Source organism: uncultured Lamprocystis sp., assembly GCF_903933125.1.
Lineage (GTDB): Bacteria > Pseudomonadota > Gammaproteobacteria > Chromatiales > Chromatiaceae > Thiodictyon.
Map to the genome: position 1 here is coordinate 1 of NZ_CAIZIZ010000240.1, position 5932 is coordinate 5932.

2 protein-coding genes and 2 pseudogenes are annotated in these 5932 nt (G+C 63.4%); 3 read left to right on the top strand and 1 reads right to left on the bottom strand.

Annotation, left to right across the window (positions count from 1 at the left end):
• Positions 1-273, top strand: a pseudogene (locus QZY03_RS11970) (ISNCY family transposase); the annotation flags it as partial.
• 201 nt (positions 274-474) lie between these two features.
• On the opposite strand, the pseudogene QZY03_RS11975 reads toward QZY03_RS11970, so the two are convergent.
• Positions 475-662: pseudogene (locus tag QZY03_RS11975) on the bottom strand (IS110 family transposase); the annotation flags it as partial.
• 471 nt (positions 663-1133) lie between these two features.
• Between QZY03_RS11975 and QZY03_RS11980 the strand changes: the two are divergent.
• Both QZY03_RS11980 and QZY03_RS11985 read left to right on the top strand, forming a co-directional pair.
• On the top strand, positions 1134-4073 hold the full coding sequence (locus QZY03_RS11980; protein WP_295581281.1) for a fibronectin type III domain-containing protein: 2940 nt from the start codon (positions 1134-1136) through the stop codon (positions 4071-4073).
• A gap of 572 nt (positions 4074-4645) precedes the next feature.
• Positions 4646-5926 carry a choice-of-anchor J domain-containing protein gene (locus QZY03_RS11985; protein WP_295581283.1) on the top strand — a complete coding sequence of 427 codons (1281 nt, stop codon included), beginning with the start codon at positions 4646-4648 and terminating at the stop codon, positions 5924-5926.
• The last annotated feature ends 6 nt before the right edge of the window (positions 5927-5932 follow it).

Genomic DNA, 5932 nt, shown 5'->3' on the forward strand with positions numbered 1-5932 from the left:
AAAAAGGGCAAGCTCTCACTGGTTCAAGCCGAACGCGAACATGATCCCGAGTTTATCCGCTTGCGGCACCAACACTCCGCGGTGGAATCCGCGATCAATGCCTTGGAAGTCCATGGCCTCGACCGCTGCCTGGATCATGGCATCGACGGCTTCAAGCGCTACGTGGCATTAGCGGTGGTGGCACGCAATATCCAACGGCTCGGCGCTCTCCTGCGCCAGCAAGAAGTCGAACAACGGGAGCGACAGCGTGGTCCCCATCGCCTGGCCGCATAAGCACTACGAACGGGATGACGGAACACGGCCGGTGGGACTAGGTTGCCCGGATTCTGCCTGTAATAAGAGTAATTCTTATTCTCGCGCTGTTGCGAACACACTATGCTTCGTGTTCATCGCGATGAATGATCACGCCGCGAATTTCCCTCGCTGTAGCGAATAGGCGCTGCGGAAAACATTGAGTTTTCTTTCAGGCACTAGGTAACGGTTGCCCTTGGCGGTCTTGCCGCTTTTGCGCTTGTCGGCGGATTCGCGATTGCCTGGACAGATTCCGACCCATTTGGCCAGTTTTCAGCGCTGCCGAAGGCGCTCATGTCCTCGCCGATCTCCACCAACAGCTAGGCGACGGCAAGGAGATCGACACCCGGGCGGGTCAGCAGAATGTCCAGGGCCGCCTGATAGGGTTCCAAGCGCGCGATGAGCGCACGCTCAAGCTCGGCGAGGTCGGCCTCCAAGGCATCGAGTTAGGGTGAGGAACGAACCCCAACATCACTCTCGCGATCAGCGGAGAATGCGATCTTCATCTCAACCCTATCAGGCATTTTGGACTAAACTCAAACCGGACGCTTCAGGACGAACTCGCTCGGGGTGGGTTATGAATACTTAAGTACATCAATATATTCGCTATGAGCGCTTAATTATTTATCTTTCTTTTAAATCAATGCTTTGCAATTATTGGCGCCTACAAATATTTCACTTGAAGTACTTATAGTCAGACGGGATGGAGCAAGCACCAACTGCCTCACCGACGCTTCTTTCGGGCGGTTATTTTTCTATCACTGACCGTGGCCGTGCCCGTAAGCGCGCAAAGGGATTCCACCCCGTATTTCTCCATCAATACGCTGCGGCGTCCCGATGGCATGGTCATTGAAAAGCATACGATCAATGGCCCGCCAACGCCCCCGCCCGGATTTGGCATCGAACGCCTGGCGGTTTACGTGCCGGAGCCCGATGATCGGGCGGCGGGCATCAACATCTTGACGGTACCGGCATTCAATTGGGTGTTTGGATGTTCGGCGGTTTCCGGCGCAATGATTGCCGGGTATTACGACCGCGCCGATTGGCCGAATATTTACACCGGCCCCACCGCCGGCGGCGTGATGCCGTTGAACAACAGTGTCTGGCCGACCTGGTCGGATGGAACCCGCAGTTACCCAAACTGTCCTTTGATTGCCTCGAAAGCGGGGATGGACGGCAGCGCTACCCGCGGTTCCATTGATGATTACTGGGTAACCTATGCCAGCAGCAACCCGGATCCTTACCTCACTTCCGGTTGGCAACAACACGAATGGACGGGGGCCATTGGGGATTTCATGTGGACCAGTCAGTCCGCCTATGGCTTAACCGATGGCGCGACCCAGTTTTATAATTACGGCACCGCCACCCGACTCACCTGCGCCGAGCTGAGCAGCGGGGGGTACAAGGACGGCACACTGGGCAGAAAACGCTTCTATGAAGCCCGAGGTTATGCGGTAACCGATTGCTATAACCAGAAAACCGACAACACCGTCGCGGGCGGCTTCTCTTTTGCTCAATACAAAGCGGAAATCGACGCCGGGCGCCCCGTGCTCCTCAACCTTGCCGGCCATTCAATCGTTGGTGTCGGCTATGACGACTCCACCAGCGTGGTCTACCTCCACGATACCTGGGATTACAGCCTTCACACCATGACCTGGGGTACCAGTTATACGGGCATGGCCCTGCAATCGGTCAGTATCGTCAATCTGGCCGCCAGTCTACCGACGCCCCCCGCTAATCTGAGCGCCACCGGCGCTTCACCCTCCCGGATCGATCTGACTTGGACCGACCACAGCATCACTGAAACCGGTTTTCCGATCGAGCGCAAGACCGGTCCCAGCGGCATCTGGTCGCCAATCACCACGGTCGGCGCCAACGTCACCAGCTATAGTGACACCGGCCTCGCTGCCGCCACGACCTACGTGTACCGCGTGCGGTCCACCAACGCGGCCGGGTCTTCCGACTATTCCAGCGAGGCCGCCGCCGCCACGTTGTCGAATCCAGCGACGGCGCCGACCGTCACGACGTTTGCCGCCAGCGTTATCACGGCGAACACGGCTCGCCTCAACGGCACGGTCAATGACAATGGTGCCGCCACCAGTGTCAGCTTCGAATATGGTCTCACGACCGGCGACGCTGCGACCGTGGCTGCCATCCCAGACACCATCAGCGCCGGTGAGGGCAACACGGCCGTGACCGCCGACCTCTCCGGACTCGCCTGTAACACGCTCTACCATTTCCGGGTCACCGCCGTGAATCGCATCGGCACCACCAACGGCGATGACCTCAGCTTCACCACCGCGGCGTGTCCGGCTCACACCATCACCGCCACTGCCGAACCCAGCGCTGGCGGCACGGTGAGTTGCGACCCCAACCCGGTGCCGCACGGTGGTACCAGCCTCTGCACCGCCGCCGCCAACCCCGGTTATACCTTCTCCGTCTGGAGCGGCGATTGCGGCGGCGCGACCTGCGAACTGACTGAAGTCACCGTGCCCCGGAACGTGACCGCCGGATTCGCCGTCCTGAACCCTGATCAGGACGAGGACGGCGTACCCGATGCGTCCGACACCTGCCCATTGACGGCCAATCCGACGCAGACCGACGCGGACAGCGACGGCCTGGGCGATGCCTGCGACAGCGTGCAGAGCGGCTGCCGGGCCGACGCTTTGACTGTTAACCCGATGACCTTTGGTCCTGCCGTGCACACCCTGGCCTCCGGGCACAGCATCACCACCCGGGGTGTCGTCGCGGTCCAGACCGGGGCGGACGCCACACTCCAGGCCCCAGTCCAGCGCTTCGGTCCGGGCTTCCGGGTCGCCTGCGGGGGCCGTTTCCAGGGTCGGTCCGGCCCCGTCACCTGCGCCGTCGCCGGCGCACCCCAGCGGACAGCCAGCGCCGCCCCGGCGGCCCTGCACCCCGCGGCACCTTCCATGGCCCTCGTCGCTGCCGCCCACGCGGACGGCTTGCCAGCCTGGCTCCAGGCACTGCTCGGCGCGCGGGGGGGCGACCTGGCCGTCATCGACGCGGCCCTGCTCGACCCCCAAGGCCAGTGGCTGCTGTTTGAGACCACCCAGACCATCCATCCTGCCGACCGCAACGGCGCCGCCGACATCTACCGCCTCGACCTCCTGGCCGAGACCCTCACGCTCATCAGCCGCACGCCCCAGGGCCGGGCCGGCAACGGCGCCAGCCGCGGCGCCACGGCGGATACCCTGGGCGACTGGATCGTCTTCCAGAGCGACGCCGACGATCTGACGGCGGATGATGCCAACGGGGTCACCGACATCTTCCTGCACGAGGTCGCGCTCGGCGCGACGCGGCGGATCACCGCGAGCGCCGATCAACCGTCGGCGCACCCCGCGCTCGATGCCGCCGGGCAAGACCTGCTCTATGACCAGTCGGACGCGGCGGGCCAGCGGCACATCCTGGCCGATAGTCTGTGGGGCGGCACACCGGCCGAACCCATCAGCCTGGCGCAAGACGACGCCGGGGCGCCGCTGGACAACCACCACCCGGCCATCAGCGCCGATGGGCGCTTTGTCGCCTACCTTGAAACACGTATCGCGGCGGGCGCACCCGAGTGTCAGGTCTATTTCTATGACCGTGACAGCCGCCGCTATCAGCGCCAGCCCTGTCCCGCCACTCTCGCTGCCGCGAGTGAAGCGGCGCGGCCATTCTTCAACGCCGACGGTGCTTGGGTGGAATGGCACCGCCCCGGCGCGGACGCTCCTGTCATCATCGCGAATCCGCTGCTGGAGGTGCCGCTGGGGACCTCACTGTGACGCCAGGTCGGGGCCAGGCCAAGTGAAGACCTGGGAGCGCAGAAAAAACCGCTGGCACAGGTTTGCAACAACGACGCCTGGGGCGACAACAGCGAAGCTCAGTTAGGCACTGGTATCCCGAACACGGGCCTGCCCCGTGTGACCGTCGACCCGGACGGATGGCGACGACAATCCCACGCATTTCAACCCCGATCAGGCAGATGCCGACGGCGACGGTCCGGGCTCCGGGCGGTGTGGATGATCTGATCGTCGTGTCCAATCGGCTGCGAGCGCCCCCCAAGCGACGTGATCGACGTCATGTCAAAAAAATGCATTTCACTCAGTTTATTTGATGGAATTCCTGGTCTAGCCTTCCTGTGGATTGTGTGTTGCAAATACTGCCCTTAAGGCGCCCAGAAGTCACCGTGTACGCAGCAGCACAAGTCCCGATCGCCCGGCGATTCGGCTTTGATTCAAATTGGTAGACAGGCCGCGCGTGTCCGGTAGCGCCCGACCCGCAACCTATGGCTATCCGCCGAACGACTGCGACGCCCTTGCGTTGGATTGAGACACATGTCCGGAGACAAGCACTCATGACTCCCCGCGAGCTTCTAACAGTCGTCGTATTGGCTCTCGCTCTGTTAGGTCTCGCATCCCGTGATGCCGCAGCGGACACGTTCCCCGTCGCGGCGGAAGGATTCGAGAACGGCTTGAATGGTTGGAGCGTGACTTACGGCACCTGGGAGGTCGGTGTGCCCACCAGCGGGCCGGCGCCCAATGCCCAAGGCAACCGCGCCTACGAGGGCACGGGGGCGGCGGGCACGGTACTGTCCGGCAACTACGCCGACAACCAGGACAGCCGCCTGGTGGGTCCGGCGTTTGTGGTGCCGACGGCGACGCAGAACCCGCGGCTGCGCTTTTGGTCATGGATCGAGACCTACGCCGGGGACTACGGCCAAGTCGAGATCAAGGCCGGCAGCGGCGACTGGACGGCTTTGTCGCCGGCCTACAGCGGCCCCGGACGGGTGTGGAACCAGGTGCAGTTGGACCTGAGCGCCTATGCCGGACAAAGTGTCCAATTGGCGTTTCGCTTCCACAGCAATGCCGGCACCACCGCGGCGGGCTGGTACGTCGACGCCGTTACCCTGGTCACCGGGGCGCTGCAGACCCTGCAAGTGAATACGGCGCAGAGCTTCGAGGACGGCTGGCAGGACTGGTCGAGCGAGGGCGGCCCCTGGGAGTTGGGGGCACCAACCTCCGGGCCGGGCGCGGCCCATCAGGGCCGCCATGTCATGGCCACCGTACTGGCCGGCAACTATCCGGAGTGGAATAGCAGCGTCAATGCGTATGCCGCACGGCTGGTGAGCCCGGCGTTTACGGTGCCGGGGGTGGAGGTCAACCCGCGGTTGCGCTTCTGGCAGTGGTACAGCTTCAACGCCGGGCCGGACTACGGCGAGGTGCAGATCAAGGTCGGGGCGGGCGCCTGGGAAACACTGAGCCGTTACGCCGGCAGCGGCGGCGGGGTGTGGAGCCGCCCGAGCGTCGACCTGTCGGCCTATGCCGGACAGGTGGTGCGCATCGGCTTTCTGTTCCACGCCCAGGACGATAGTAGCAGCAGCCCGGAGGTCGCCCCCGGCTGGTATCTGGATGAGGTCACACTGGTCACCGGCGCGCTGGCGACGCTGACACCCAACACCCCCGATGGTTTTGAAGCCGGTTTGCGCGACTGGCAAGTGACCGACACTGGTGGCGAATTCCCGGCCCCCCTTACGCGGCCGCTTGCAGGGCGGAAAACCGGGAGCGACGGGTTGGGGCCAGGGGTGTACCGGTCAACCAGTCGCCGATGCGTATCAGGTTCACGGCGACGGCCGTGACGACAT

What these genes read in the sequence shown, in the direction of transcription:
- QZY03_RS11980 (WP_295581281.1), top strand. Translation starts at nt 1,134, where the DNA reads ATGGTCATTGAAAAGCATACGATCAATGGCCCGCCAACGCCCCCGCCC.
- QZY03_RS11985 (WP_295581283.1), top strand. Translation starts at nt 4,646, where the DNA reads ATGACTCCCCGCGAGCTTCTAACAGTCGTCGTATTGGCTCTCGCTCTG.